19 protein-coding genes are annotated in these 25,649 nt (G+C 65.4%); 9 read left to right on the top strand and 10 right to left on the bottom strand.

Translation table 11 applies throughout. The features are described 5' to 3' along the window. The first annotated feature begins 587 nt into the window (after nucleotides 1-587). The 3 genes from QSV46_RS37010 (at nucleotide 588) to QSV46_RS37000 (ending at nucleotide 5,263) form a co-directional block, all read left to right on the top strand. Nucleotides 588-2,450: an extracellular solute-binding protein gene (locus tag QSV46_RS37010; RefSeq protein WP_314963497.1), complete on the top strand. Its 1,863-nt coding sequence runs from the start codon at nucleotides 588-590 to the stop codon at nucleotides 2,448-2,450. A 4-nt stretch (nucleotides 2,451-2,454) separates the two neighbouring features. After that, nucleotides 2,455-3,957, top strand: coding sequence for a class I adenylate-forming enzyme family protein (locus tag QSV46_RS37005; RefSeq protein ID WP_314963485.1), 1,503 nt, complete (start codon nucleotides 2,455-2,457; stop codon nucleotides 3,955-3,957). Nucleotides 3,958-4,042: 85 nt separating this feature from the next. Then, nucleotides 4,043-5,263, top strand: a complete 1,221-nt coding sequence (locus tag QSV46_RS37000; RefSeq protein ID WP_314963482.1) for a GGDEF domain-containing protein — start codon at nucleotides 4,043-4,045, stop codon at nucleotides 5,261-5,263. Nucleotides 5,264-5,272: 9 nt separating this feature from the next. Here the strand turns inward: QSV46_RS37000 and QSV46_RS36995 are convergent, their stop codons facing one another. Then, a complete protein-coding gene (locus QSV46_RS36995; protein ID WP_314963480.1) occupies nucleotides 5,273-6,166 on the bottom strand; it encodes a LysR family transcriptional regulator in 894 nt (297 codons plus the stop codon). Between the two features lie 124 nt (nucleotides 6,167-6,290). Here QSV46_RS36995 and QSV46_RS36990 point away from each other — a divergent pair, with 124 nt between their 5' ends. After that, nucleotides 6,291-6,761: a (2Fe-2S)-binding protein gene (locus tag QSV46_RS36990; protein WP_314963477.1), complete on the top strand. Its 471-nt coding sequence runs from the start codon at nucleotides 6,291-6,293 to the stop codon at nucleotides 6,759-6,761. A gap of 10 nt (nucleotides 6,762-6,771) precedes the next feature. Further along, a complete protein-coding gene (locus tag QSV46_RS36985; protein WP_314963474.1) occupies nucleotides 6,772-9,000 on the top strand; it encodes a xanthine dehydrogenase family protein molybdopterin-binding subunit in 2,229 nt (742 codons plus the stop codon). Nucleotides 9,001-9,152: 152 nt separating this feature from the next. Here QSV46_RS36985 and QSV46_RS36980 read toward each other — a convergent pair whose 3' ends face one another. From QSV46_RS36980 to QSV46_RS36965, 4 genes are all read right to left on the bottom strand, one after another. After that, complete coding sequence (locus QSV46_RS36980) at nucleotides 9,153-10,268, bottom strand: acyl-CoA desaturase (protein WP_314963494.1); 1,116 nt, start codon at nucleotides 10,266-10,268, stop codon at nucleotides 9,153-9,155. A gap of 202 nt (nucleotides 10,269-10,470) precedes the next feature. Then, complete coding sequence (locus tag QSV46_RS36975; protein WP_314963472.1) at nucleotides 10,471-10,680, bottom strand: cold-shock protein; 210 nt, start codon at nucleotides 10,678-10,680, stop codon at nucleotides 10,471-10,473. A gap of 249 nt (nucleotides 10,681-10,929) precedes the next feature. Continuing rightward, on the bottom strand, nucleotides 10,930-14,448 hold the full coding sequence (mfd, locus tag QSV46_RS36970) for a transcription-repair coupling factor (RefSeq protein WP_314963470.1): 3,519 nt from the start codon (nucleotides 14,446-14,448) through the stop codon (nucleotides 10,930-10,932). Then, nucleotides 14,445-14,735: a succinate dehydrogenase assembly factor 2 gene (locus tag QSV46_RS36965; RefSeq protein ID WP_314963467.1), complete on the bottom strand. Its 291-nt coding sequence runs from the start codon at nucleotides 14,733-14,735 to the stop codon at nucleotides 14,445-14,447. The genes mfd and QSV46_RS36965 overlap by 4 nt, the downstream gene beginning before the upstream one ends. Nucleotides 14,736-14,932: 197 nt before the next feature. Between QSV46_RS36965 and recG the strand changes: the two genes are divergently transcribed. Further along, nucleotides 14,933-17,041 (top strand): ATP-dependent DNA helicase RecG, encoded by a 2,109-nt coding sequence (recG, locus tag QSV46_RS36960; RefSeq protein ID WP_314963464.1) that lies wholly within the window; start codon nucleotides 14,933-14,935, stop codon nucleotides 17,039-17,041. On the opposite strand, the gene panE is transcribed toward recG, so the two are convergent. Next, nucleotides 17,038-17,967, bottom strand: coding sequence for a 2-dehydropantoate 2-reductase (gene panE / locus QSV46_RS36955; RefSeq protein ID WP_314963491.1), 930 nt, complete (start codon nucleotides 17,965-17,967; stop codon nucleotides 17,038-17,040). The two genes, recG and panE, sit on opposite strands and share 4 nt — an antisense overlap. Before the next feature lie 183 nt (nucleotides 17,968-18,150). Between panE and QSV46_RS36950 the strand changes: the two genes are divergently transcribed. Then, a complete protein-coding gene (locus QSV46_RS36950) occupies nucleotides 18,151-18,591 on the top strand; it encodes an AAA family ATPase (protein WP_314963488.1) in 441 nt (146 codons plus the stop codon). Here the strand turns inward: QSV46_RS36950 and QSV46_RS36945 are convergent. The 3 genes from QSV46_RS36945 to glmS all read right to left on the bottom strand — a co-directional run bounded on the left by QSV46_RS36945 (nucleotide 18,588) and on the right by glmS (nucleotide 22,238). Then, nucleotides 18,588-19,445 (bottom strand): NAD(P)-dependent oxidoreductase, encoded by an 858-nt coding sequence (locus tag QSV46_RS36945; RefSeq protein WP_314963462.1) that lies wholly within the window; start codon nucleotides 19,443-19,445, stop codon nucleotides 18,588-18,590. The two genes, QSV46_RS36950 and QSV46_RS36945, sit on opposite strands and share 4 nt — an antisense overlap. Before the next feature lie 107 nt (nucleotides 19,446-19,552). Continuing rightward, a complete protein-coding gene (locus tag QSV46_RS36940; protein WP_314963458.1) occupies nucleotides 19,553-20,323 on the bottom strand; it encodes a DUF502 domain-containing protein in 771 nt (256 codons plus the stop codon). Between the two features lie 88 nt (nucleotides 20,324-20,411). Next, a complete protein-coding gene (gene glmS / locus QSV46_RS36935) occupies nucleotides 20,412-22,238 on the bottom strand; it encodes a glutamine--fructose-6-phosphate transaminase (isomerizing) (RefSeq protein WP_314963457.1) in 1,827 nt (608 codons plus the stop codon). Nucleotides 22,239-22,458: 220 nt separating this feature from the next. On the opposite strand from glmS, the gene QSV46_RS36930 reads away from it, so the two are divergent. After that, nucleotides 22,459-22,677, top strand: a complete 219-nt coding sequence (locus QSV46_RS36930) for a hypothetical protein (protein WP_314963455.1) — start codon at nucleotides 22,459-22,461, stop codon at nucleotides 22,675-22,677. 6 nt (nucleotides 22,678-22,683) lie between these two features. On the opposite strand, the gene glmU is transcribed toward QSV46_RS36930, so the two are convergent. After that, entirely contained in the window at nucleotides 22,684-24,039 is a 1,356-nt protein-coding gene (gene glmU, locus QSV46_RS36925) for a bifunctional UDP-N-acetylglucosamine diphosphorylase/glucosamine-1-phosphate N-acetyltransferase GlmU (protein WP_314963453.1), read from the bottom strand. A 172-nt stretch (nucleotides 24,040-24,211) separates the two neighbouring features. On the opposite strand from glmU, the gene QSV46_RS36920 reads away from it, so the two are divergent. After that, the gene (locus tag QSV46_RS36920) at nucleotides 24,212-25,579 is read left to right on the top strand and encodes a hypothetical protein (RefSeq protein ID WP_314963451.1); all 1,368 of its coding nucleotides are present in this window, start codon (nucleotides 24,212-24,214) and stop codon (nucleotides 25,577-25,579) included. The last annotated feature ends 70 nt before the right edge of the window (nucleotides 25,580-25,649 follow it).

The following is a 25,649-nucleotide window of genomic DNA, read 5'->3' as shown; positions in this document are numbered from 1 at the left end:
CCGAACACATGGCTGCTCCGACCAACGCCGCAAGTGAAGATTCTCCTTGCCAACCCGGAGCCGTCCACACATGGCCCCAAGCGGCGGTTCAGGGATGTCCGCTATTCCGCCGCTATCGAGGGCACAGCAGACTGGGCGCGCTGATCTGCGGCAAGCGTTTATGAGTACACGCCCTAATCCCGAAGGACAAAGATGATTAGTCGCGTGCGGAGCGTTCAGGTTGCTGCTGTACGGGGTTAAGACCGCCTTACCCGTACTCGATTTCCCAAAAAGTAGAAAAGAAACGCAAGTGGGAAACCCTTGAAAAACTTTGAAAAAACAAAGGTCTCCAAATCACCCTTTCTGAACGGGAAGTGCCCGAACCGCTCCGAAGCGCCGAACCTGGCCGCCTTGGGCGCGGCTCTCTCCCCGTCAATTGAGGCGGATAAGTGACGGGCTCGGCGCTCTTGCGCGATTGCCCGCCTTCATAGCGTGGCCGACGAAAAGATCAATGCCGACAAGCGTCTTTGACCGCCTTGGCGCCAGCCTCCCACCAAATTCCCTGTGATAGGATTCAGGCCCGCCGGTCCTCGAATCAGCGTGTGCCGATGTTCATGTTCCAGCGCCCGCTCGAGAACCTTTTTGAGCGCCTCCCCGTCCGCCCTTGCGCCCTCGTCTCGGCCGTTACCCTGACCTTGGCTTCCGCGCTCCCGGCGGGCGGCGCATGGGCTGAGGAAGCCCTCGCCATGCACGGCAAGCCGGCGATGCCTGCCGATTTCAAGCACATGCCTTACGCCAATCCTGACGCTCCCAAGGGCGGCCGGCTGGTCTGGGGCATTCTCGGCACCTTCGACAGCCTCAATCCCTTCATCGTCAGGGGACTGGCGGTACAGCCGGTGCGGAACTACGTGGTCGAGAGCCTGCTCGCGCGCGGCCAGGACGAGCCGTTCACGCTCTACGGCTTGCTGGCCAGGACCGTCGAGACCGATGACGAGCGGGGCTACGTCACCTTCCACCTCGATCCCCGCGCCCGCTTCTCTGATGGTAAGCAGGTCGCGGCCGAAGACGTACTGTTCTCTTGGCAGCTGCTGCGCGATCACGGCCGCCCCAACCACCGGCAGTACTATGCCAAGGTCGCCAAGGCCGAGGCGCCCGATCCTCTCACCGTCCGCTTCGACCTCACCGGCGCCAACGACCGCGAGCTGCCGCTGATCCTCGGCCTGATGCCGATCCTGCCGAAGCATGCGGTTGACGTCGCGACCTTCGAGGAGACGACGCTGACGGGCCCGATCGCCTCGGGCCCGTATCGCGTCACCGCGGTGAAGCCAGGCGCCAGCGTCACGCTCACGCGCAATCGCGACTATTGGGGCCGCGACCTCGCCATCAACCGCGGGCTCTACAATTTCGACGAGATCAGGCTCGACTATTTTCGCGAGGCCAACGGCCAGTTCGAAGCCTTCAAGCGCGGCCTCTATGATTTCCGCGTCGAGCACGAGCCGCTGCGCTGGCACGAGGGCTACGATTTTCCCGCGGCCAGGAGCGGCGAGGTGATCCGCGACACGGTGAGGCCCGGCGTGCCGCAACCTTCCGAATTCCTGGTCTTCAACACGAGGCGGCCGATCTTCGCCGACATCCGCGTGCGCCAGGCGCTGACGCTCCTGTTCGATTTCGAGCTGGTCAACCGCAACTATTTCTTCGGACTCTATGCGCGCGTCGCCGGCTATTTTCCGGGCTCGGACCTCTCGGCCTATGGCCGCCCTGCCGATCCGCGCGAGCGCGAGCTGCTGAAACCCTATGCCGCGCAGATTCCACCCGACATCATGGACGGCAGCTACCGCCTGCCGGTGACCGACGGCTCGGGGCGCGACCGCACCACGCTGCGCGCCGCGCTGAAGTTGTTGTCGGATGCCGGTTACGATCTCGACGGCACCGTGCTGCGCAACCGCAAGACCAGGGCGCCCTTCACCTTCGAGATGCTGGTCACGACCCGCGACCAGGAGCGCATCGCGCTTTCGTTCCAGCGAGACCTCAAGCGCGCCGGCATCGAGCCGAGCGTGCGCGCCGTCGATCCCGTGCAATTCGACCAGCGTCGGCTCGCGTACGAGTTCGACATGATCCAGAACCGGTGGGACCAGTCGCTGTCGCCCGGCAACGAGCAGTCTTTTTATTGGGGAAGCGCTGCCGCCGACAATCAGGGGACCCGCAACTACATGGGTGCCAGGGATCCCGCCGTCGATGCCATGATCGCGGCCCTGCTGGAGGCCCGTGAACATACGGCTTTCGTCTCGGCGGTGCGGGCGCTCGACCGCACCTTGATCGCGGGATTTTATGCAATCCCCTTGTTTAACGTATCCGAGCAATGGATCGCGCGCTGGAATCGGATAGAATGGCCCAAGGCCACCTCGCTGTCCGGCTACCTGCCGGAGACCTGGTGGTCGAAGGAGCAGCCGCAAGCTCATCAAGCAAAGTGACGCCGTGAACCAGTCAGCCGTATCGCCCACGCTCGACACGCTGTTTCAGCGCACGCTGGCCCGGCAGCCGCACGCGCCCGCCCTGCTCGATCCCAACAACAAGGCCCGCGTCACCGGCCACCAGCCGCGGCGGATGACCTACGCCGAGGCCGATACCGCCATCGAGGCGCTGTCGGCGCATTTCGTCGAATCGGGCCTGCCGGCCAATTCCGTCATCGCGATCCAGCTCCCCAACACGGTCGAGTTCGTGCTGACTGTGCTCGCCGCCCATCGCGCCGGCCTCGTCGTCGCGGTGCTGCCGCTGCTGTGGCGGCATGCGGAACTGACCGCCGCGCTGAACCGCACCGCGGCGCGCGCCATCGTCACCATGAGCAAGGTCGACGGCATCAGCTATGCCGACCTTGCGATGCATGCGGCCGCGGAGGCTTTCTCGATCCGTTACGTCTGCGGCTTCGGCACCGATTTGCCCGAGGGCATGGCCTCGCTCGACGACGTGCTGGCCCGCCCGCCCGGCACCGCGCGCGCCGTGATCCAGGACGGCCGCAAGGCCGCGATGATCTCGTTCGACGTCACCGCGGAAGGGTTTCGCCCGGTGCCGCGGCCGCATTTCAGCCTGATCGCCGGCGGCCTCGCGATGTCGCTGGAAGCCGACATCAGGCAGGGCGCGACCGTGATGGCAGCGTTCACACCGATGTCGTTCGCCGGGCTAGCCTCCTCGCTCGCGGTGTGGCTGCTGTGCGGCGGCGCGCTGGCGCTGCATCACCCCTTCGAGAACGAGGTGCTGGAGCAGCAGATCAACGAGCATGAATGCGAGGTGCTGATCGCCCCCGCGCAACTCGCACTGAGGCTCGGCGATTCCGATCTGGCGGCGCGAATGCCGAGCTTGCGCAACGTCATCGGCCTCTGGCGCGCACCGGAGCAGGTGGCGGCGAGCGATGCCTGGATCGCTCCGCATGCACCGCTGACCGACGTCTATCTGTTCGGCGAGGCCGGGCTGTTCGGCGCCCGCCGCGGTGAGGACGGCATGCCCGTGCCGGTGATGCCCGGTCCTCACGGCGCCCCGCGCGAGCAGGCGGGCTCCTCCATCGCCGGCGAGATCCTGCTGACGCCGAAGGGCACGCTCGGCCTGCGCGGAGCGATGGTGCCGATTGCGGCCTACGCCCCGCCGCAGCCGGTCGGCGAAACCCTGACGGCGCAGCCGCCGCGCGACTATGTCGATACCGGTTATGCTGCCCGGCTCGACCGTCCGAGCGGCGCGATCTGCATCACCGCCCCGCCCACCGGCATCATGGCCGTCGGCGGCTACCGTTTCCTCTCCAACGACCTCCAGGAATGGGCGCGACGGCTCGGCCAGGGCGCCCTGCTCACCGCGCTGCCCGACCGGCTCTCGGGCCACCGGCTTGCAGGCAGGGCCCAGGACAATGCCCGTGCCCGCGAGGCGCTCAACGAACTCGGGCTTAACCCCCTGATGGTCGAAGCTTTTCGCGACCGCTCCGGGCCGGTCTAGGCGCGGTTTCGCTGCTTCCATTGACGCTGCATTAAGGCGGCCGGACTAGATTGCGCGGCATCTGTTGCGTGGTCAGAGTTTCCTAATGTCCCAGGGCCCAATTCTGTTTGTGTCCAATGCGGAGCGGCCGCGCTTCATTGCGGCGCTGGACGAGGCCCGATTGTTCCCCGTCGTCGACACCGACTGGGCCGGCGCGGCGCGCGCGGTCGAGCAGGTGCAGCCGGCCGCGGTTCTCGCTGCGATGCATGCCGGGCACGAGCCGCACATCGCGCCGCTCGCCAGGAAGATCGCGGACCAATCGCCTTACCTGCCCTTCGTGGCGCTGGATGCGGCGGGCGCGCTCCCGCACAACGCCCTGCCCTACTCCTCGCGCGGCGGCAATTCCGATCGCCTGATCGCGCGGCTCCGCGCCGCACTGCGCATCCGCACGCTCCATGCCACCGTGCTGCGCCGGCTGCCGGAGGTAAAGGTCCCCTTGCCGGAGGGCGATCCCGCACGCGATGCCACGGTGCTCCTGATCGGCCGCGGCGCGGCCTATCCTGCGCTCTCCGTCGCGCTCGGCGAACGCGTTGGCGTCGTCGGCGCGCTCTCGATCGAGGCCGCAGCGAAACATCTCAACACCCGCGATCTCGACGGCGTCGTGCTGGCCGAGGGTTTTACGGCACGCGTGACGGATGCTTTTCTCACCGTGCTCGCCGAGGACACCCGCTTCCGCAGCCTGCCCGTGGTCGTTACCGCGCACCAGCTCACGCAGAGCTACGACTTGCCCAATCTCGAGCTGATCCCGGGCGAGCCGGCAAAGGTTGCCGCCAATGCGCTGCCGCTGATCCGCCAGCATGCGATGGAAGCACAATTGAGCCGCACGCTGCGCTCGATCGACGCCGGCGGCTGGCTCGATCCGCGCAGTGGCCTGCTCACCGTGGAAGCCTTCGCGCGTGATTTCTCCAAGGCCGTGGAGCAGACGCTCGCCCGCGGCGGCGGCCTCTCCGTGGCGCGCTTCGCTTTCGAGCCCGGCAATTCCCGCGCCCAGCTCGATGCCGCGCGCATCCTGAGCCGCCTGATGCGGCAGATGGATTTTGGCACGGCGCAGAAGGACGGCTCGGTCATCGTGGTGTTCGCCGAGACCGATTTCCGCACGGCGCATATGATCGCCCGCCGTCTCTCCGCGGTGATGCGGCATACGTCCAACGGCAAGCACGAGATGCGCAGCGATCCCGTGGTCAGCGTGGACTCGCTGTCGCCGTCGGATACGGCAAGGTCGCTGCTCGGGCGGCTGTCGGCGGACGCCTCGCGGGCGGCGTCTTAGCTGCCGCGTCTAGCGCTTGTAGCGGAGCACGCCAATGAGTGCGGCCAGTGCCGGAGGAACGTGCCGCCGGCTCGGGTGATAGAGATAATAGCCGGGGTACGTCGGGCACCATCTCTCCAGAATTTGCTTGAGCCGCCCAGCCTGGACGTCCGCTGCCACCTCATCCGCGTAGACATAGGCAATCCCTTGCCCCGCCAAGGCGGCCTCCCGAATCAAATCTGAGTTGTTGAACACGAGCGGCCCCTCCACGCGAACTTGGAACGGCCGGCCTTTCTCCTCGAAGTCCCAGGCGTAAAGTCCACCCGACCTGACATACCGGTAGTTGATACAGCGATGGCCGGCGAGGTCGCGCGGCGTCCTGGGCACCGGATGGTCGGCAAAATAGGAGGGCGCGCCGACTACGGAAATCCGGATGTCGGGCCCAATGCGGACCGCGATCATGTCCTTCTCGACGATGTCGCCGAAACGGATGCCGGCATCGATACGGTCCGCGACGACGTCTGTCAGATTGTCGTCGACGATCATGTCCACCCGGATTTCGGGATGGGAGGCAAGGAAGCGCGGCAAGACCGGCATCACGACGGACGAGACTGCGTGCTTGGTTGCCGTGACGCGGACGGTGCCGGACAGTTTGCCACGCAGAGCGCTGACTGCATCCACGCCTGAGGAGATTTCGTCCAGCGCGGGACGCAGTGAACGCAGCAGCGTCTCGCCCGCCTCTGTCGTCGATACCGAGCGCGTGGTCCGCGACAGCAGCCGCACCCCGAGCCGTTCCTCCAGCGCCTTCATGGCGTGACTCAACGCCGACTGCGACATGCCGAGCTCGGCCGCCGCGCGGGTAAAACTGCCCCGCTCCGCGACCGCAGCGAAGGCCGCGAGGTCATACAGATCATCTCGTTTCATTCATGCACCGCGTACATAAGCCCATCCCGATTATAGCGTCTAATCGGGAAGCGACAAACAGGGCTATCTGGCGTCGGCGAACCCCGGCCGCGGGTCTGCTCAAAAGGCCGTACGGAGCTAACCCATGAAGCTTGTAGTGAACAACCGAGAGATCACGATCGACGCCGATCCTGCGATGCCCCTGCTCTGGGCGCTACGCGACGTCATCGGACTGACGGGCACCAAGTTCGGCTGCGGCGCTGCGCTGTGCGGCGCCTGCACGGTGCATATGGATGGCCAGGCCATTCGTTCCTGCATCACGCCCGCCTCCGACGCCGAGGGCAAGAAGCTCACCACCATCGAGGCCATCACCGACGGCACCGACCGCATCGGCGCCGCCGTGCATGCGGCATGGGTCAAGCATGATGTAGCCCAGTGCGGCTACTGCCAGAGCGGCCAGATCATGAGCGCCACAGCCTTTCTCAAATCCCTGCCCAAGGGCGCGCAGCCAGCCGCCGCCGAAATCGATGCCGCGATGGACGGCAACATCTGCCGCTGCGGCACCTATCCCCGCATCCGGGCCGCGATCACCGATGCCGCGCGCACGCTGGCCTGAAGGAGCCGTCATGCTTTACAATATCGACGAGAGCGAACGGCCCCGCGCCCTTCAGCACATGCTCAAGCGCGACCACACCGGCCCTCGCACACTGCCACGTCGAAGCTTCCTCAAGTTGGCGGGTGCCACCGGGCTGGCGATCGGCGCCTATCCCTACACGGCGATGGGTCAAGCCGCCTCCACCCTCAAGTCGACGCAGCAGCCTTCCGCGTTCGTGCAGATTGCAAGCAACGGCGAGGTCACGGTCACAATCAACCGGCTGGAGTTCGGCCAGGGCGTCAACACTGCATTGCCGATGATCCTCGCCGAGGAACTCGATGCCGACTGGAGCCTGGTGCGCAGCAAGCACGGCACCAACGACATCGCCTATGCCGACCCGCTGTTCGGCATCCACCTCACGGGCGGCTCGCACACCATCAAGAACAGTTTCACGCAGTATCGTGAGCTCGGCGCTCGCGCCAGGGCCATGTTGCTGAGCGCCGCGGCGGCGCGGTGGAAGGTCGAGATTGCCATGCTGCGCACAGAGGCCGGTACGGTGCTCGGGCCCGGCAACCTCAAGCTGGGTTACGGCGAACTGGCCGACGCAGCTATGGCGCTCCCCGTGCCAGCGACCGTCACGCTGAAGGATCCGAAGGATTTCCGCATCATCGGCCGTCCGACCCAGCGTCTGGACGCGCAGGCCAAGAGCAGCGGACGGCAGGATTTCGGCATCGACATGCGCCTGCCGGGCCAGCTCACCGCCGTTGTCGCACGGCCGCCGGTGTTCGGCGCACGTCTCGCCTCGCTGGACGATAGCGCCGCCCGCACCATCAAGGGCGTAAAAGCTGTGCTTCGCGTACCACTGAATAGTGGCGCGGAGGGCGTGGCCGTCGTTGCGGATGGGTACTGGCAGGCCACGCAAGGCCGCGACGCGCTGAAGCTGCAATGGAACACCTCGACTGTCGAGAAGGTCGACAGCGAAAAGCAACTTGCCCAGTACCGTGAACTGGCGGATCGCCCGGGCCCCCGCAAACTGGACGCCGACATGGCGCCGCTTGCTACGGCGCCCCTGAAGCTGGACGCGGAGTTCGTGTTCCCCTACCTCGCCCATGCGGCGATGGAGCCGCTGAACTGCACGGTTCGGCTTTCCGACGATCGCGCCGAGATCTGGATGGGGAGCCAAAGCGCTGGTCTCGATGCAGCCGCCGCCGCGACTGCGCTCGGCCTCAAGTCTGAGCAGGTGCTGGTCAACGTGCAGATGTCGGGCGGCGGCTTCGGCCGGCGCTTTTCCAGCACCAGCGATGTCGTGGTCGAGGCGTGCGCGATCGCCAAAGCCGCACGCGCCACCGGTCTGGAAGCGCCGGTGCGCACGATCTGGAGCCGCGAGGACGACATGAAAGGTGGCTTCTATCGGCCCATGCACCTGCACCGTGCCCGCATCGGCTTCGACGAGCATGGCAACGTGCTGGCCTGGGATCATGTCATCGTCGGCCAGTCTATCCTAGCCGGAACCGTGTTCGCAGCGTCCCAGATCAAGAACGGCATCGACGTCTCGGCAACGGAGGGGATGCGCGAGCCCTACCCGCTGCCGATGCGCCTGACCGTGCATCATCCCAAGCTCAACGTGCCGGTATTGTGGTGGCGCAGCGTCGGCTCGACCCACACGGCCTTTGTGATGGAGGCTTTGCTCGACGAGATCGCCCGCGCGACCAAGCAGGATCCGGTCGACTACCGGATGAAGCTGTTCGGCAACAAACATCCCCGCCATCGCGACGCCCTGCAGCTGGCTGTCGACAAGAGCGGCTACGGCAAGACTCCGCTGCCGGACGGCCATGCCTGGGGTGTGGCTGTGCACGAATCCTTCGATTCCGTTGTGGCTTACGTCGTCGAGGCTTCAATCAAGAATAGCCAGCCGGTGCTGCATAAAGTCACTGCCGGCGTTCACTGCAATCTCGCCGTGAACCCGCGCACCATTGAGGCCCAGGTGCAGGGTGCGGCGATCATGGGGATGTCGATGTGCCTTGCGGGTTCGTCCATCACGCTCAAGGACGGTGTCGTCGAGCAGAGCAACTACGGCGACTTCACCGTGGCGCGCATCACGAGCACTCCCGCGTTCGCTGTCCACATCGTGCCCAGTGCCGATCCCCCGACTGGGATGGGCGAACCAGGCCTGCCGCCGCTGGCGCCTGCCTTCGCCAACGCGATCACGCGGCTGACCGGCAAGCCGGTGCGCCAACTGCCCTTCAACATCGAGAGCTGACACGTGAGCAACGTCTGGTTCATCACCAGTGCCGGCAGCGCTATCGGCGCGGCAACGGCCATTGCAGCCTGAGGTCACGTGACCTACCGGATCGTTAGCGTGGATTTCGCTGTCATTGTCGGATATGGCAGCGAGAGCTGCTCATCCCGACGCTAGATGCCGCTCTTCGCTGTCGCGTTGGCTGGACTGGCCAGGAGAAAGCCGACAGAGTCATTCAAAACTTCGTAGGCTCGATCGACGATATCGTCCAACGATATGGTCTTGGTGAACATGCGCTGCGCTTCGGCCAGCAGTTGGTCGCGGGTCGGCATGCTGGACAGGCGCAGATCCGCACGATGCTGTAACAGAGTGATCGCGTCCCGGACCGACAATTCGGTTTCATGAATCGACGCTCTGATCGCCAGCGCGATGTGTTCGGGATTGAAGCGCGCGGCGAGCTGCTCAGCGGCCTGTTTGACAACGCGTGATCCCAACCGATGCTCATTGCGCAGAACCTGCCTGGGCGGCATCTTCAGATCCCGGACGATCCCGAACCAGGACAAGGCTACCAGGATATAATAGGTGAAGTCGATCTCGTACCAGTAGAAGCCCTGCCGCGCGCTGGCCTGATAGGCGTGGTGATTGTTGTGCCACCCCTCCCCCATGGTGAAGAAGGCGAGCAGCCAGTTGTTGCGGGAATCGTCGCCGGTCACATACCGCCTGCGGCCGTGAACATGCGCGAGAGAGTTGATGCAGAAGGTCGCGTGATACACCAGCACGGTGCTCCAGAGGAAGCCGACCACAAGCCCCGACCACCCGGCGATGAGGAAGCAGAGGCCCGCGAGCACGAATGCCGGCAGAAGCTCCAGCCTGTGCAGCCACATCAACTCGGGATAGGCCGCCAGATCCGATACCTTCACCAGGTCGGTCGCATCGTGCTGCCGGTAGAAGATCCAGCCGAGGTGACTGTAGAGGAAGCCCTTGTGCCGGGGCGAATGCACGTCGTGCGCCGTGTCCGAGTGGAGATGATGATGGCGATGCTTGGCGGCCCACCAGAGCACGCTTTTCTGCGCGCTGCTCTGGGCCAGGAAGGCCAGGAGGAATTGAAACACCCGGCTGGTCGCGTAGGCCCGATGCGAGAAGTAGCGATGATATCCGGCCGTGACCCCGAACATGCGCAACCAGTACAGAACCGCGCAAATGACAATGGCCTGCCACGAGACGCCCGACCAGATCGCTGCGACGCATCCGGCGTGGACCAATACAAACGGCAGGACCTGCGGATACATGACGTCGTCATGCTCGTCCTCGGGTTCCCGGCCTGAATCGATATTGATAGACACGCTCGCGACCTCAGCTGTTTCGATGGGCGGGCCAACCCGCAACCGGTGTAAAAAAACCCGCGGCCGGTAAACCAGTCGCGGGTCGAAAGAACCAGAAGCTCTGCCAGTACATCCGTGGTCAAAGCAACATAGTATCGATTGCGTCAGCCTAGGCGGCGCGCAGATTGTCCGCCGAAGACTTGCCGGTGCGGCGGTCTGCGACGACTTCGAAGGAAACCTTCTGGCCCTCATTGAGGGTGCTCATGCCGGCGCGTTCAACGGCGCTGATATGAACGAATACGTCCTGGCCACCCTGGTCAGGCTGAATGAAGCCGAAACCTTTTTGGCCGTTAAACCACTTCACAGTTCCCGTAGTCATAGGGTCGTCCTTTAGGATAGATAAGTTTTGGGACCGCGCTCAGGAGCACGGTCAGCGAATTCGAGATCTGGAGGGAGGGTCGTCAGTCAGGCACGCTATTCAGCGGCGAGGCCAAGTCGTTCGGCCGAAACTCGATTCGTGGAATATGGCTCTTCTCCAATCATTCCGCAAGTGGCCAATATGTCGCTATTTCGGGATCCAGGCGCGGAACAGCGTTTCGCGCCGCGCCGCCTCCAGGACCTTGGGCCGCTACGCCGCCTTCTTGGCCTGCGCGAGTTGCGCCAGCTGCCGCATGATCTCGGTGGTTCCGGCCAGACGCTCTTCCGGCGTCTCCCAGTCCTGTAAAAATACCACCTTCATGTCGGGCCGCACCTTGGCAGCCTGGCCATAGCTGCGGATGAACGACACCAGGCGGTCGGGATGAGCGAACGAATTGTCGCGGAACGCGATGACCGCGCCCTTCGGACCGGCGTCGATCTTGCCGACATTGGCCCTTCGGCAGAACGCCTTGATCGCGGCGACCTTGAACAGATAGCGCACTTCGTCCGGCAGCACGCCAAAACGGTCGCGCATCTCGGCGCCAAAGTTCTCGATTTCTTCTTCGGTGTCGAGGTCGGCGAGACGCCGGTACAGCGACAGCCGGACCGAGAGATCGCCGACATAGTCCTCCGGAATCAGCACGGGCATGCCGATGGTGATCGACGGCGACCAGCGGTCGGCGGCGGGCTCGGACACGCCGGCCTTGAGGTTGACGATCGCCTCCTCCAGCATCGATTGATAGAGCTCGAAGCCGACCTCCTTGATGTGGCCCGACTGCTCCTCGCCGAGCAGATTGCCGGCGCCGCGGATGTCGAGGTCGTGCGAGGCGAGCTGGAAGCCAGCGCCGAGCGTCTCCAGCGATTGCAACACGGTGAGCCGGCGCTCTGCCTGCGCGGTGATCTTCTGCTGCGCCGGCAACGTGAACAACGCATAGGCGCGCAGCTTGGAGCGGCCGACGCGGCCGCGGAGCTGATAGAGCTGGGCGAGACCGAACATGTCGGCGCGATGCACGATCAGGGTGTTGGCGTTGGGAATGTCGAGGCCGGATTCCACGATGGTGGTCGACAGGAGGATGTCGAACTTGCCGTCGTAGAACGCGGTCATGATGTCTTCGATGACGGCGGGCGGCATCTGGCCGTGCGCGACCGCGACCTTCATCTCCGGCACGTTCTTGTCGAGGAAATCCTTGACCTCGGCGAGGTCGTCGATGCGCGGTACCACGTAGAACGCCTGGCCACCGCGATAGCGCTCGCGCAAAAGCGCTTCGCGGATCATCAGCGGGTCATGCGGAGCGACGAAGGTGCGCACCGCGAGACGGTCGACCGGCGGCGAGGCGATGATCGAGAGCTCGCGCACGCCGGTGAGCGCCAGTTGCAGCGTGCGCGGGATCGGCGTCGCCGACAATGTCAGCACGTGCACTTCGGAGCGAAGCGCCTTCAGCCGTTCCTTGTGGGTGACGCCGAAATGCTGCTCCTCGTCGACGATGACGAGGCCGAGATCGCGGAACTTGATCGCCTTGCCGAGCAGCGCGTGGGTACCGACGACGATGTCGACCGAGCCGTCGGCGATGCCCTTCTTGACCTCGTTGAGCTGTTTTGTCGGAATCAAGCGCGAAGCCTGCGCCACGTTCACCGGAAAGCCCTTGAAGCGGTCGGTGAAGGTCTTTGCGTGCTGGCGCGCCAGCAGCGTGGTCGGCACCACGACAGCGACTTGCTTGCCTTCGAGCGCGACGGCGAAGGCCGCGCGCAGCGCCACCTCGGTCTTGCCGAAGCCGACGTCGCCGCAGATCAGCCGGTCCATCGGACGGCCGAGTTCGAGGTCCTTCAGGGTGGATTCGATGGCGCCGAGCTGGTCCTCGGTCTCGTCATAGGGGAAGCGCGCGCAGAACTCGTCGTAGAGGCCCGGCTGCACCGGCAGCTTCGGCGCCTCGTGCAGATGGCGCGCCGCGGCGATCTTGATCAGCTCGCCCGCGATCTCGCGGATGCGGTTCTTCAGTTTCGCCTTGCGGGTCTGCCAGCCGCTGCCACCCAGACGATCCAGCTCGACCGTGGTCTGGTCGGAGCCGTAGCGCGACAGCAACTCGATGTTCTCGACGGGCAGGAACAGCTTCGTCTCGGCGGCGTAGTGCAATTCGAGACAGTCATGCGGCGCGCCGGCGACGTCGAGGGTCTGCAGGCCGACGAAGCGACCGATGCCGTGATCGACGTGGACGACGATGTCGCCGGCGGCAAGGCTCGTCACCTCAGAGATGAAATTGTCGAGCTTGCGGCTGGCCTTGCGGGGCCGGACCAGGCGGTCCCCGAGGATGTCCTGCTCGCTGATCAGCGCGATCTCGTCGGTCTCGAAGCCGCTCTCCAGGCCGAGCACGGCGAGCATGGTCTCGTTGCGCGGGGTGGCCTGCACCGTCCGCCAGCTGTTGACGCTGGTGATGTGGGGCAGCTTGTGATCGCGCAGCATCGAGGTCATGCGGTCGCGCGAGCCTTCGCTCCACAGCGCGATCACCACCTTCTTGCGCTGAGCGTGCAGCGCCATGACGTGACTGACGACGGATTCGAACACGTTGACGGTGCTGTCGTTACGCTCGGGCGCGAAGTCACGCCCCTTGCGCGCGCCCGCATCGACGACACTCGTGCCATCGGCCGGCACCGAAAACTGCGTCAGCCGCGCCAGCGGGATGTCGCCGAGGCGTTTGGTCCACTCCTCTTCGGTAAAATACAGCCGGTCCGGCGGCAGCGGCTTGTAGATGGCGCCGCCACCGGGATGCTCCATCGCGTCGCGGCGGGCCTGGTAGTAATCGACGATCTGCTTGAAGCGCTCGCGGACGGCGTCCTCGGCCTGCGGCTCGATCGCCACCGCTGCGCCTTGCAGATAGTCGAACAGCGTGTCCATCCGGTCCTGGAACAGCGGCAGCCAGTGCTCCATGCCGGGATGACGACGGCCCTCGCTGACCGCCTCGTACAGCGCATCGTCGCGCTCGGGCGCGCCGAACTCGGCGACATAGCCCATGCGGAAACGGCGGATGGTGTCGGTGACGAGCTGGAATTCCGAGATCGGGACGAGGTCGAGCGCGCGCATGTCGAGCAGCGTGCGCTGGGTCTCGGCGTCAAAAGTGCGGATCGATTCCAGGCTGTCGCCGAAGAAGTCGAAGCGGACGGGCTGGTCGAGGCCGGCCGGGAAGAGATCGAGAATGCCGCCGCGGACGGCGTATTCGCCGGGCTCGCGCACGGTCGAGGAGCGATTGTAGCCGTTGTGCTCAAGCCAGGCGATGATGGTGTCCATCGGCACGACGTTGCCGGGCGCAACCGACAGCGCCTGCGCCGCGACGAGCTCGCGCGCAGGCACACGCTGCACGATTGCGTTCACCGTAGTGAGCACGATCAGCGGCTTGTCACTGCCGGTCAGCGGCGCGAGCCGCGCCAGCGTGGTCAGGCGTTGCGCCAGGATGCCGCCATGCGGCGAAACCCGGTCATAGGGCTGACAGTCCCAGGCCGGGAAGGTCAGCACCGGCAGGTCGGGCGCGAAGAACTGGAGCGAGCGTTCGAGCTGCTGCATCCGTGCACCGTCGCGGCAGACCACCGCAAGGCTGACGGCCGGCTTCTTCGGGCGCGCCGCGATTGCGCGCGCGAGATCGGAGACGACGAGGCCCTCGGCACCCTCGGCAACATTGGCAAGCGTCAGCGCGCGGCCGGGCGTGAGCAGCTCGGCCGGAGATTTCATCCCCTGCTTCATGCGTCGCGGTCCGCGATCGGAAACGCCTTGATGCGGGCAAACAGCGCGCCGGTGACCTCGGCCGGCAGCACCTTGTCGCCGGTGATGGCGGCATAGAGATCGGGGTCGTTGGCCTCGAGCAGGGTCTCGAGCTGCGTCAGCTCGTCATCCGACAGCTTGCCGATCTCGGCATCCGCGAAGCGGCCGAGGATCAGATCCATCTCGCGCGTACCGCGGTGCCAGCAGCGGAACAGCAGCCGCTTGCGGCGGTCGTCCAGCCCGTTGCTCGATCGTGTCGTTCCCGTCATGTCTCAAATCCAGTCAAACGCAGAAAGCCCGGACGTGCCGGGCCGGCGTGATATAGCTACTCGGGCGGGCCATGTCAGCCCTCGATTTGCGTCTTCAATCTGTTCTGGCTCGCGACCGCCACGGGCGACGAAAAAAGACGTGGATGCCCGGCATAAAGCCGGGCATGACGGGCCGAAACGATCCTAGATTCGCTCTCATGCGCCCCAGCCTGCTCAATCCGCTGTTTGCTGCCGTGACCAGCCTGCCCGGCGTCGGTCCGAAGCAGGACAAGCTGCTGCAGTACCTGCTCGGCCGGAGCGAGACACCGCGGCTGGTCGACCTGCTGCTGCATTTGCCGAGCCAGGTCATCGACCGCCGCGTCCGGCCGAAAATCCGCGACGCCGCCCAGGGAACCATGGTGACCCTGGAGGTCACCGTCGACCGCCACCGCCCTCCGCCGCCGCGCAACGCCCGCGCGCCCTATCTCGTCTACGCCAACGACGACACTGGCGACGTCGTGCTGACCTTCTTCCGCGCCAAGCCGGGCTATGTCGAGAAGCTGCTACCGGTGGGCTCGAAGCGCTTCGTCTCCGGCACGCTGCAGATGTATGACGGCATCCCGCAGATCGTGCATCCCGACCGCGTGCTGGACGAGGAGGCGATCTCAAAACTGTCGGGCATCGACCCGGTCTATCCGCTGACGGAGGGTCTCGCGCTCGGCTCGCTCCGCCGCGCGGTCGCGCAGGCGCTGCAAAAGCTGCCGGCGCTGCCGGAATGGATCAGCCCGGAGGTGATGCGCCGCTGCAATTTTCCGCCGATCGCTGAAGCCCTCAACCGCGTGCACCAGCCGGTCGAGCTCACGGACATTTTGCCCGACCAGCCGTTCTGGTCGCGCCTCGCCTTCGACGAGTTACTCGCCGGCCAGCTCGCGCTCGCACTGATCCGCGCGCAATTGCGCCGTCCGGCCGGGGTGCGCAATGCAGGCGACGGCCATTTGCGCGCCAAGATCATCAACGCCCTGCCCTATGCCTTGACGCTCTCCCAGCGCGACGCGGCCGCGGCGATCGCTAACGATCTGCAACAGCCGGTGCGCATGCTGCGCCTGCTCCAGGGTGACGTCGGCTCCGGCAAGACCGTGGTTGCGCTGCTGGCCGCCGCGGCCGTGGCCGAGGTCGGCAAGCAGGCCGCGCTGATGGCCCCGACTGAAATTCTGGCTCGGCAGCACATCAAGACCATCGCGCCGCTCGCCGAGCGCGCCGGAATGCGGGTCGCGATCCTCACCGGGCGGGAAAAGGGCAAGGAGCGGCGCGAGCTGCTGGCGCAACTTGAAGCCGGCGAGATCCATCTCCTGGTCGGCACCCATGCGCTGATCCAGGACGACGTGATCTTCAGCGATCTTGCCCTTGCCATCGTCGACGAGCAGCACCGTTTTGGCGTGCGCGAACGGCTCGCGCTGACCTCGAAGGGCGAGGCCGTCGACGTGCTGGTGCTGAGCGCGACGCCGATCCCGCGCACGCTGGTGCTGACCTATTTCGGCGACATGGATATCTCCGAGTTGCGCGAAAAACCCGCCGGCCGCCAGCCGATCGAGACCCGCACCATTTCGATGAGCCGCCTCGACGAGGTCACGGACAGCATCGGCCGCGCGCTCGAATCGGGCAAGCTGGTCTACTGGATCTGCCCGCTGGTCGAGGAATCCGAGGCAGAAGGCACCGAGCACCTCACCAACGCGACCAAGCGTTTCGAGAGCCTGCAAAAACGTTTCGGCGACCGCGTCGGCCTCGTCCACGGCCAGATGAAGGGCACCGAGAAGGACCGCGTAATGGGCCGGTTCGCCGCCCACGAGATCGGGCTGCTGGTCGCGACCACCGTGGTCGAGGTCGGCGTCGACGTGCCGGCCGCCACCATTATGGTGATCGAGAATGCCGAGCGCTTTGGCCTTGCCCAGCTGCACCAGTTGCGCGGCCGCATCGGGCGCGGCTCGGAAGCTTCGACGTGTCTGCTGCTCTACTCGGACCCGCTCGGCGAGATGTCGAAGGCCCGGCTGAAGGTGATCCGTGAGACCACCGACGGTTTTCGCATCGCCGAGGAAGATCTGAAGCTGCGCGGCGAAGGCGACGTGCTGGGCGTGCGCCAAAGCGGCCTGCCCGGCTATCGCATCGCGCGGTCGGAAGTCCACGGCCAGCTCATCACGCAAGCCCGCGACGAGGCGCTGCGGATCCTGAAGGACGATCCGAAGCTGAAGGGCGAGCGCGGCGAGGCGCTGCGGTGCCTGCTGTATCTCTACGAGCGCGACGAGGCGATCCCGCTGATCGGCGCGGGTTAGCTGGCCGTTCTCTGCCGCCCAACCTCATAGGCCGCCACATGGGCGCGGGCCAGATCCAGCAGCGGCGTGTCGATGCCGAGCGTCCGGGCCCGATTGGCCATATCGCCGAGGATATGTTCCGCCTCGGTGATTGAACCGCGCTCGATATCGCGCAACATCGAGGCCTTGAGCGGAGAGTCCCGGGTCGTGAACAGCTTTCGGTCAAATTCGATGAACGGAGCGCGCGGCTCGAATCCAGAAGCGGTGGCGACGGCGCAGCATTCCGCGAACAAGCGGAAGATCGATCGCTCGCCGTTCGGGACGGTCAGGATATCGCCGATACTCGCGCGCATCAGGCAGGTGATGCCGGCGACCGTGCTGAGCTGGACGAACTTTTCCCACATGTCCTGCATGATCGCTTCGCTGGCGCGCACGTCGATACCCGGGACCTGAAGCAGTGCTTCCAGCGCGAGCACACGCTCGCTTAACGCCCCCTCGGTCTCGCCGAAGACAATCGTCTGATTGGCCATGAACTGAACGACACGGCCATCGGCATCGAGCCCCGCACTGACATTCGCAAGCCCGCCGAGGACGCGCGTTGCGCCGAACCGCGCGGTCAGCGCGTCGATATGTTTCAACCCGTTGAGTATCGGCAGAATCATCGTGTCGGCACCAACGGCCAGCGCAAACTGCCTCATGGCGTCGTCGAGCGAATAGGACTTTACGCCGACCAGCACAACGTCGAACGGGTGCTTGAGGTCATTGGCCAGGAGGATCTTCGGCTGCACGGCAAAATCGCCATGCGGGCTCACGACCTGCAATCCGTTCTGGCGCAGCTGCTCGGCCCGCTTCTCGCGCACCAGCAAGGCCACGTCGCGCCCGGCTCGGTCCAGACAAGCGCCGTAATAACCGCCAAGCGCGCCTGCGCCGACCACCAGCACTCTCATTCGAACTCCCATTTGCATGCATCGCACATACAGCCATCCCGCTCCTGGAACGGCAAGTCGAATCTTTCGTCTCGGCCGATTTCGTGAAACCTTCCCGCCATGCGCCGGATCATCGTCGTTGGCTCCCAGGGAAGCGGAAAGACAAGCCTCTCGCGGAATCTCGGGCGGAAGCTCGGATTGCCCGTGGTGCATCTCGACGTGCTGTACTGGCGGCCGGGCTGGAAGCCGTCCGACAGACCGGGCTTTCGAACGCGCGTCACGGAGGCAATCGCAGGCGACGCATGGGTCGTCGACGGCAGCTTTTCGGGGCTCGCCTTCGATCTCACGCTCGCCCGCGCCGATACGCTGGTCGTCATCGACCGGCCGCGTTGGCTCTGCCAATGGCGCATTCTCTGGCGCTCGGCTTTCGATCGCGACGCGACGCGATCTGATTTGCCCGAGGGGTGTCCGGAGCAGTTCGACTGGAAATTGATGCGGGAGGCGTGGCGCTACGGCACCGAGCGCACGCCCGTCATCGAGGCCGAGCGCCTGCAATATGGCTCTGATGTCCCCGTCGTGCGCTTGAGGCGCGACCGGGACATCCAGGGTTTTCTGGAGTCGATTTCCGCAGGTACGGACGACTAGGCTTTCTTCTGCGCGATACGCGCGGCGAACGCCTTCATCAGCTCCGCATCCACCGCCTCGCCTTTCACGTCCTCGGCGAGATGCTCGAACCAGCGTGCAAAGCCCTCGTAGATCTGGCTGGCCGGATGATCGGGACCTAGAAATCCGGAGATCTCCCGCATCTCCGCAACCCAGCGATAGGCTTTTGGAAGCATGTCCGGCAGCGCGACCTCGAGCCGCGCCAGAATCGCGGGCTGGCTCAGCGCCAGCTCGCCGCGCAGCGCATCCGCCGCGCCCGCTTTCGTCGCCGCGACCACCATGGCCGAGCCGATGCCGGCGAGGCCCTTGACGATGCCGGCGTAGGACATTTTCAGCGCGGAGGCCGCTCCGACCGGACCTTCGACGATGCGTACGTCGAGGCCGAAATCCTTCAGCACGGCGACGTCGCCGGCGTGCTCGCCGGACATGTAGAAGGCCGGGCTCTTGCCACCTCGCTGCGGCGGGAAGCCGATGATGCCGCCATCGACGAACGGCGCCCGCGCCGAGCCGATGATCTCCTCGATCCGTTGCACGGTATCGACGTTGACCGCGTTGCAGTCGACCACGACCGGTTTCTTCTCGCGCCGGACGATCAGCCCGGCCAGCCTTTCGGCCAGCGCCACGGCCTCGCCCGGCGGCACGATCGAGAGGATGATGTCGGCCTCCGCGATCGCGTCGTCCTCGGCGCCGACCATGCCGGCATCCGCGGCACGCTTCAGTGTTGCCTCGCTCCGCCCCTTCAGCGACGTCAGCACGCGTGCGCCGTTTTCGCTGAGGCGGCGGGCCACGGCGCTGCCCATGGCGCCGGGGGCGAGGATCGCAATGGTCTTGGACATCATGCACTCCAGATCGAACACCGAGCGATGCGCGCCCAGTTCAACCGGAGAATAGCAGAGGATACGAACGCCCGCGTGACCGGCGGCCATCCCGCAGGGGAATGGCCCTACTCCACCTTCGCAGGCTGCGGCTGGAGCGTGGAGGCGCTGGCGATGCGCGCGGCGTTCGCCATGCCCGCAAGCGCGGCCGCCTTCTTCGGGTCGGGCGCCGAACCCGGCTGCACCACGCCCGCCGACATGATCAGCGTTGCAGCGTCTTCGGTGCTCATGTCGACCTCGACGATCTTGCTCTTGGGCACGTAGAAGAAAAAACCCGTGGTCGGATTCGGCGAGCACGGCAGGAACACGGAGACGTGCTCCTCCTGCCCCGGCAGGCTGCGCGCGACCTCTTCATTCGGCGACTGCGAGATCAGCACGATCGACCACATGCCAGGTGAAGGAAACTCGACCAGGCCGACTTTCCGGAAGCTCGAGCCCTTGCCCGAGAACAGCGTCTCGAACACCTGCTTCAGGCCGCGGTAGATGGCGCGCACCGCCGGGATCCGGCCGAGGAAGGTCTCGCCGACATCGACCAGCGTCCGGCCGATCAGGTTCGCCGCCAGGAAGCCGACCAGCGTCAGCGTGAAAAATGCGACAACCAGTCCCCAGCCGGGAACGACGTAGGGCAGATAGGTTTCGGGCCGATAGGCCAGCGGCACGAACGGCCGGACCACGCCATCGACCCAGGTGACGAACCACCACACCAGATAGAGGGTGATCGCGATCGGCCCCGTCACGACGAGGCCGGTCAGGAAATAGTTGCGGAAGCGGCCCATCAGGCCGGTATGCGGTTCCGGGACAGGATCAAGCGGCGCAGGCGCGTCGTCGCGGGGGGTCATTCGGGTTCCAAGTCGGTCGCAGCACTCAAGCTAGGGTCTTCTAGCAGGTTTTGGAAGAGTACCTAGCGTCCGGCCCGACCCCTTCTGCCTATTCCACCGTCACCGATTTGGCGAGGTTGCGCGGCTGGTCGACGTCGGTGCCCATGACGACAGCCGTGTGATAGGCGAGCAGCTGCACGGGCACGGCATAGACCATCGGCGTGAAGGCGGCCGCCATGTCGGGCATGACGATGGTGACGAGGGACTCCACCGTCGCCTCCTCCGCGCCCTTGGCGTCGGTCATCAGGATGATGTTGCCGCCACGGGCTGCGACCTCCTGCATGTTGGACACGGTTTTCTCGAACACGCGGTCGTAGGGCGCGATGACGACGACCGGCATGGTCTCGTCGATCAGCGCGATCGGGCCATGCTTGAGCTCGCCGGCGGCGTAGCCCTCGGCGTGGATGTAGGAGATTTCCTTGAGCTTCAGCGCGCCTTCGAGCGCCAGCGGGTAGCTGGTGCCGCGGCCGAGATAGAGCACGTCGCGCGATTTGGCGATCTCGCGCGCGAGTTTCTCGATCTGAAGCTCGGTGGTGAGCGCGTCCGCCATCAGGCGCGGGATCTCGACGAGGCCGTGGACCAGCTTGGTCTCGTCCTCGTCGGACAGTTCGCCTCTGGCCTTGCCGGCCGCGATCGCAAGGTTTGCCAGCACCATGAGCTGGCAGGTGAAGGCCTTGGTCGAGGCGACGCCGATCTCGGGGCCGGCCAGCGTTGGCAGCACGGTCTCGCTCTCGCGCGCAATCGTCGAAGTCGGCACGTTGACGACGGCGACAGTGTGCACGCCCTCGGCCTTGGCGTAACGCAGCGCAGCCAGCGTGTCGGCGGTCTCGCCCGATTGCGAGATGAAGATGGCGAGATCGCCCTTGCGCAGCGGTGCCTCGCGGTAGCGGAACTCGGAGGCGACATCGACCTCGACCGGCACGCGCGCAAAGCGCTCGAACCAGTATTTCGCGACGAAGCCGGCATAGCTCGCGGTGCCGCACGCCGTGATGTTGATGCGCTGGATGTTCTTGAAGTCGAACGGCAGCTTGACCGGGAGCGAGACGCGCTCGGTCGCCATATCGACGTAACGCGCCAGGGTGTGGCCGACCACTTCCGGCTGCTCGTGAATTTCCTTGGCCATGAAGTGGCGGTAATTGGCCTTGTCGACCAGCGAGGTCGAGGCGGCGTGCTTGATCTTGTCGCGCTGGACGGCGTTACCGTCCTTGTCGAAAATCGCAGCACTCTTGCGGGTCAGCACGACCCAGTCCCCGTCCTCGAGATAGCTGATCGTGTCGGTGAACGGGCCGAGCGCGATGGCGTCGGAGCCGAGATACATCTCGCCATCACCATAGCCGATCGCGAGCGGCGGGCCGTTACGGGCGCCGATCATGAGGTCGTCGTCGCCGGCGAAGATGAAGCCGAGCGCGAACGCGCCGCGCAACCGCCCCAGCGCCAGCTTCACCGCTTCCACGGGCTTGTTGCCGCGCGTCAGCAGATCGTCGACGAGATGCAGCACGATCTCGGTATCGGTCTCGGTGTTGAACACCGCGCCCTTCTTCTCGAGCTCCGCGCGCAGCTCGCGGAAATTCTCGATGATGCCGTTATGGACAACAGCGACGCGCTCGGTTGCGTGCGGATGGGCGTTGTTGACGGTCGGCTTGCCGTGTGTGGCCCAGCGGGTATGGCCGATGCCGGTCGTCCCCGTCAGAGGCTCCGCTTCGAGCCGCTTCTCCAGGTTCTTCAACTTGCCCTCGGCGCGACGGCGCTCGATGTGCTTGCCTTCGAGCGTGGCGACGCCCGCGGAGTCGTAGCCGCGATATTCAAGACGTTTGAGCGAATCCACCAATTGCTCTGCAACCGGTTCGCGCCCGAGAATGCCGACAATCCCGCACATGCGGATCAATATCCCCCAAATCGTCGAAAAAGCGCCTAAACGACCCACTCGGTTTTTAGCGAAGTTCCTAAGGAACCAGATATTCAATAATTATTGCTGATTGAGACAGCGCCGTTCTGCATCCAACTTCGACTGCGTCGAATTGGCCGGCCTTAAACCGCGTTCATTAACTTCTTGTCAACAAATTTGACCAACGATTCCGGGGCAGGAGAACAAGGCCATGAAAGGCTCATCCGGCCGCAAAGGTCTGTCATCGATGTCCGTGCGCGCCAGCGAAACCACCGGCACGCACCTGGCGCATTGGCCGCCGCCCCAGCGCGGCAAGGAAAGCAAGCCGGTCTTCGTCAAGCATGTGCAAGGCGAACCGGCCAAGCGCGCCAAGGCGCGCGGCTGGCGCCTGACCCGCGCGATCTTCTCCGAATTCGCCGACGACGAATAGCGGCGCCTATTTCTCCGGCTTCTTGCCGCCCGTCTTGATCTCGCGATAGCGTGCCGCGCCGCCTTCCCGGATGGTCTGCTGGCTCCGCTCCAGCGCCATCGCGTCGTCGGGCACATCCTTCGTGATCACAGAGCCGGAGCCGATATAGGCGCCGTTGCCGATCTTCACGGGGGCGACCAGCGAGGAGTTGGTGCCGACGAAGGCGCCCTGCCCGATGACGGTCTTGTGCTTCTTGAAGCCGTCGTAGTTGCAGGTGATGGTGCCGGCGCCGATGTTGGAATTGGCGCCGACGGTGGCATCCCCGATATAGGAGAGGTGGTTGACCTTGACGCCCGCCTCCAGCGTCGCGGCCTTGGTCTCCACGAAATTGCCGATCCGCGCGCCGTCGCCGAGCGAGGTGCCGGGCCTTAAGCGTGCATAGGGACCGATCGAGACATTCTTGCCGAGCGTGGTCTGCACGATATGCGAGAACGAATGGATCACCGTCCCGTCGGCGATCGACACGCCCGGTCCGATCACGACGAACGGCTCGATGGTCACGTCCTTGCCGAACGATGTGTCGGCGGACAGATAGACGGTCTCCGGCGCGATCAGCGTCACTCCGGCCTCCATCGCCGCTTTACGCAGTCGCGCCTGCATCACGGCTTCTGCCTCGGCGAGCTGCGCCTTGGTGTTGATGCCGCGCACCTCGTCCTCGCTGGTCTCGATCACGACGGACTCCCATCCCTGTTCACGGACAATGCCGACCGCGTCGGTCAGATAATATTCGCCCTTGGAATTCGCATTGCCGATCCTGCCCAGAATTTCGAGCGCGCGGCGGCCGTCGATCGCCATCACGCCGGCATTGCACAGATCGATCTTGCGCTCTTCAGCGCTGGCATCGGCCTGCTCGCGAATCGCGATCAGGCGATCGCCCTCGACAATGAAGCGGCCATAGCCGGTCGGATCGGCCGCGCGGAAGCCGAGCGCGGCAATCGCAGCGCCCTCGGCGAGCGGCGCACGCAGCCGCGCAAAGGTCTCCGCCGAGATCAGCGGCGTGTCGCCGAACGCAATCAGCAGGTCGTCGACGCCCCGCGCAATCGCCTCGCGCGCCGCGAGCACCGCATGTGCGGTGCCCAGCCGCTCGCTCTGCACGAAGGTGAGCGCGTCGGGGCGGATGCGCTTCGCCTCGTCCGTCACCGCCTGATGGTCAGGACCGATCACGACGGCGAGCGAGGTGCCGGTTCCCTTGGGTGCAGCGGCGAGCACGTGCGCGAGCAGGCTCTGGTGCGCGACGGGATGCAGCACTTTCGGCAGCTGTGAGCGCATCCGCGTGCCTTCGCCGGCGGCGAGCACGATCGTGAGGCTGGAACGGGCGGTCATCGAAATCCTGTCAGATACGGCCGAATCATTGGACGGCGGCAGGCCGATGCCGTCACGAGCGACCCGCCTTGCTACCCCCGCAAACGCCCGGAATTCAAGTGCGACGGGGTTTTCCTGTTAATGTTTCCTGATTGATTCGGGGAAGCTGTTCGGGGCTGGGCACTTAACGTTCATGGCAAAGGATTCCGACCCACTGGCGGATGCGTTCGGCACCAAGGAGACGGGCGGGCTGTTCTCCGGACTTTTGGCCGAGGAAAGCGCATTCGACCGTCGCGTGATGTGGCGGCTGGGCTCGTGGGGCGTGGCAGCCGTCGCGGCTGTCGTGCTGGCCGTGACGGCCAACCAGGCCCAGCTCGGCTGGCGGCGCGACCAGGTTGCCTCGGCCGACCTGTCGCGCCAGGCCGACCGGCTCCAGCTGCTGACCAAGGAGGGCCAGAACGAGGCCCGTCGCCTCGCCGCCGCCATCGAGACGCTCAACACCGATCGAGACCGGCTCTATTCGCGCGTCACGGTGGTGGAGCAAGGGCTGGATTCGGTCACCGGCGCCATCGCCAAGCAGACGTCCGCACCGCCGCCGCAGGCGGGAGCTGCCAAACCGCAGGATACGCCGGCCTTGATCGGGCCAACGGCACCCAGCGTCGCACCTGTCGCCTCGACGCCCGCCCCGGCCAACGACAAGCCGCGCACTGAGATCGCCAAGGACGCTCCGAAGGACGCTGCAAAGGAGCAACTGGTCCCGCCGCCGCAGAGCGCTGCCGCGGCTTCGCTCATGCAGCAGTCGCCGCTGACGACGTCGGCATTGCCGATGCTTCCGCTGGTCCCCTCCAAGTCGATCATGGCGCCGCCCGATCCGGCCGCGTCGAAACTGGTCCAGCCCGAGGCAACGGAAAAGGCTGCCGAGAAGAAGCCCGAGCCGCCGCCCGCACCGACTGAAGTCGCCGCAGCTTCAGCCAAGCCGTCGGAAGCAACCGAGAGCGAGGCTCCGGCAATCGCGGTCCAGCAAACGCGCTTTGCGATCGACCTCGGCGGCGCCAACTCGATCGACGGTCTGCGTGCGCTCTGGCGCGGCCTGACCAAGTCCCATCCGGAGATCGCGGCATTGCGCCCGATCATCATGATCAAGGAAGGCAACACCGGCCTTGGCATGCAGCTTCGTCTCGGCGCCGGTCCGCTGATTAACGCCGCCGCCGCCGCAAAGCTCTGCGCAGGCCTCGCCGAGAACGACCGCCATTGCGAGACCACCGTGTTCGACGGCCAGCGGCTGTCGATGCGCGGAGCGGAAAAGGGACAAGAGAAGTCTCAGGATCGGGTACAGGAGAAGACCTCCGAGAAGACCCAGGACGCGGTGCCGCAAGCCGAGACCGCCCCGGCGCCGGCGCCCGCCGCCAAGCCCGAGAAGCACCGCCGCAGCTATTCCTCAAAACGCTCGTCAAAGCGCGAGGAGCCCGCGCCTCCACCTGCGGCACAACCGCCGGCAGCCGCGGCAAAGCCTGAGACGGCGTCGGCGGGATCGACATTGTCGTCGTTCTTCAGGCGGTAGCTCTCCTCGAAAGCCGCAATCCATCAGCAGAATCGACGCAGGTTCTCACCCAAGCTCGCGAGAAACCTCC

Origin of the sequence: Bradyrhizobium cosmicum (assembly GCF_032290525.1) — a bacterium.
Classification (GTDB): Bacteria; Pseudomonadota; Alphaproteobacteria; order Rhizobiales; family Xanthobacteraceae; genus Bradyrhizobium; species Bradyrhizobium cosmicum_A.
This window is presented reverse-complemented; position numbering and strand designations above follow the sequence as displayed.

What these genes read in the sequence shown, in the direction of transcription:
- QSV46_RS37010 (WP_314963497.1), top strand. Translation starts at nt 588, where the DNA reads ATGTTCATGTTCCAGCGCCCGCTCGAGAACCTTTTTGAGCGCCTCCCC.
- QSV46_RS37000 (WP_314963482.1), top strand. Translation starts at nt 4,043, where the DNA reads ATGTCCCAGGGCCCAATTCTGTTTGTGTCCAATGCGGAGCGGCCGCGC.
- QSV46_RS36995 (WP_314963480.1), bottom strand. Translation starts at nt 6,166, where the DNA reads ATGAAACGAGATGATCTGTATGACCTCGCGGCCTTCGCTGCGGTCGCG.
- QSV46_RS36990 (WP_314963477.1), top strand. Translation starts at nt 6,291, where the DNA reads ATGAAGCTTGTAGTGAACAACCGAGAGATCACGATCGACGCCGATCCT.
- QSV46_RS36985 (WP_314963474.1), top strand. Translation starts at nt 6,772, where the DNA reads ATGCTTTACAATATCGACGAGAGCGAACGGCCCCGCGCCCTTCAGCAC.
- QSV46_RS36980 (WP_314963494.1), bottom strand. Translation starts at nt 10,268, where the DNA reads ATGTATCCGCAGGTCCTGCCGTTTGTATTGGTCCACGCCGGATGCGTC.
- QSV46_RS36975 (WP_314963472.1), bottom strand. Translation starts at nt 10,680, where the DNA reads ATGACTACGGGAACTGTGAAGTGGTTTAACGGCCAAAAAGGTTTCGGC.
- mfd (WP_314963470.1), bottom strand. Translation starts at nt 14,448, where the DNA reads ATGAAGCAGGGGATGAAATCTCCGGCCGAGCTGCTCACGCCCGGCCGC.
- QSV46_RS36965 (WP_314963467.1), bottom strand. Translation starts at nt 14,735, where the DNA reads ATGACGGGAACGACACGATCGAGCAACGGGCTGGACGACCGCCGCAAG.
- recG (WP_314963464.1), top strand. Translation starts at nt 14,933, where the DNA reads ATGCGCCCCAGCCTGCTCAATCCGCTGTTTGCTGCCGTGACCAGCCTG.
- panE (WP_314963491.1), bottom strand. Translation starts at nt 17,967, where the DNA reads ATGAGAGTGCTGGTGGTCGGCGCAGGCGCGCTTGGCGGTTATTACGGC.
- QSV46_RS36945 (WP_314963462.1), bottom strand. Translation starts at nt 19,445, where the DNA reads ATGTCCAAGACCATTGCGATCCTCGCCCCCGGCGCCATGGGCAGCGCC.
- QSV46_RS36940 (WP_314963458.1), bottom strand. Translation starts at nt 20,323, where the DNA reads ATGACCCCCCGCGACGACGCGCCTGCGCCGCTTGATCCTGTCCCGGAA.
- glmS (WP_314963457.1), bottom strand. Translation starts at nt 22,238, where the DNA reads ATGTGCGGGATTGTCGGCATTCTCGGGCGCGAACCGGTTGCAGAGCAA.
- QSV46_RS36930 (WP_314963455.1), top strand. Translation starts at nt 22,459, where the DNA reads ATGAAAGGCTCATCCGGCCGCAAAGGTCTGTCATCGATGTCCGTGCGC.
- glmU (WP_314963453.1), bottom strand. Translation starts at nt 24,039, where the DNA reads ATGACCGCCCGTTCCAGCCTCACGATCGTGCTCGCCGCCGGCGAAGGC.
- QSV46_RS36920 (WP_314963451.1), top strand. Translation starts at nt 24,212, where the DNA reads ATGGCAAAGGATTCCGACCCACTGGCGGATGCGTTCGGCACCAAGGAG.